General features: G+C 51.9%; 2 protein-coding genes. Both read left to right on the forward strand.

Features of this window, described 5'->3' with window-relative positions:
• Window positions 1-347 (forward strand): DapH/DapD/GlmU-related protein (locus tag B3797_RS00035; RefSeq protein WP_311790021.1); only part of this gene is annotated, 347 nt, incomplete at its 5' end.
• Between the two features lie 222 nt (window positions 348-569).
• Window positions 570-693: DUF3461 family protein (locus B3797_RS00040; protein ID WP_311790029.1), on the forward strand; the 124-nt coding region annotated here is incomplete at its 3' end.

Below are 693 nucleotides of genomic sequence, written 5' to 3' on the forward strand. Positions count from 1 at the left end.
GCGGCGTCGGCATCGGTGGCGTGCTGGAGCCGCTGCAGGCGAACCCGACCATCATTGAAGATAACTGCTTCATCGGCGCGCGCTCTGAAATCGTGGAAGGCGTGATCGTAGGAGAAGGCGCTGTGATTTCCATGGGCGTTTATATCGGCCAGAGCACCAAAATCTACGATCGCGAAACGGGCGAAGTGCATTACGGCCGCGTACCGGCAGGCTCTGTGGTGGTTTCCGGCAACCTGCCTTCGAAAGATGGCAGCTACAGCCTCTACTGCGCGGTGATCGTGAAGAAAGTCGACGCGAAAACGCGCGGCAAAGTGGGCATTAACGAACTGCTGCGCACTATCGACTAAGCTTTCCCGACGGGCCTTTCCGGCCCGTCATATTTTCTTTACACTTCCCCTTCTCTGACCTGATTCGCGAACCGAATTAACAGGTGCGTTTACTTTTCACCCAGGTCATAATCCGCGCCAGTTATCTCCTGTCGCGCAGTGTTCAACCCGTTTTTTGTCTACAGTTATTTTTGTGCCATGAACACAGATGCGCGCTTCTCTCTTTTTGGTGGAAAAATCGCTATGTATGACAATCTTAAAAGCTTAGGCATTAATAACCCGGACGATATCGATCGCTATAGCCTGCGTCAGGAAGCCAACAACGACATCCTGAAAATTTACTTCCGCAAAGATAAAGGCGAGTTCT

The organism is Pantoea sp. UBA5923 (genome assembly GCF_002431095.1).
Taxonomy (GTDB): domain Bacteria; phylum Pseudomonadota; class Gammaproteobacteria; order Enterobacterales; family Enterobacteriaceae; genus Pantoea; species Pantoea piersonii.